General features: G+C 43.4%; 1 protein-coding gene. It reads left to right on the plus strand.

Annotated elements, in window-relative coordinates; all coding sequences use genetic code 11:
• On the plus strand, positions 1-765 hold a 765-nt coding region (locus D1841_RS17775; RefSeq protein ID WP_305801096.1), incomplete at both ends, for a DNA gyrase subunit A.

Genomic DNA, 765 nt, shown 5'->3' on the forward strand with positions numbered 1-765 from the left:
TGAAAAAATCCTACATCGACTACTCCATGAGTGTTATTGTAGGACGTGCCCTTCCTGATGTCAGAGACGGACTGAAGCCGGTTCACAGAAGAATTCTTTACGGTATGAGCCAGCTGGGCGTTACACCGGATAAACCGCATAAAAAATCCGCCCGTATTGTCGGTGAAGTAATGGGTAAATATCACCCACACGGCGATAGATCTATTTACGATGCTATGGTAAGACTGGCACAAGATTTTTCTACCAGATATATGTTGGTAGATGGTCACGGAAACTTCGGTTCCGTCGATGGTGACGGCGCCGCTGCAATGCGTTATACAGAAGCAAGAATGACGCCGTTTTCTCTGCAGATGATCAGGGATATTGAAAAAGAAACGGTAAACTTTGTAGATAATTTTGACGGTGAAGAAAAAGAACCAGTAGTGCTGCCAAGTAGATTTCCTAACCTTTTAGTAAATGGTTCCAACGGTATCGCCGTAGGTATGGCAACTTCCATTCCGCCGCATAATCTCAGTGAAGTCATCGATGCTACAGTAGAGTTGATTGATAACGAAGAAGCAACTGTAGAAGATTTGATGAAATATGTCAAAGGACCAGATTTTCCAACGGGTGCGACTATCCTTGGAAAGAACGGCGTAAGAGAAGCCTACAAAACCGGTATCGGTAAGGTAAAGGTTCGTTCCTGTTGCGAAATTGAAGAAACTGATAGAGGGCGTTCACAAATTATTGTAACGGAAATTCCTTATCAGGTAAACAAAGCTAGAC

It is taken from the genome of Neglectibacter sp. X4, from assembly GCF_009917365.1.
Classification (GTDB): Bacteria; Bacillota; Clostridia; order Oscillospirales; family Acutalibacteraceae; genus Acutalibacter.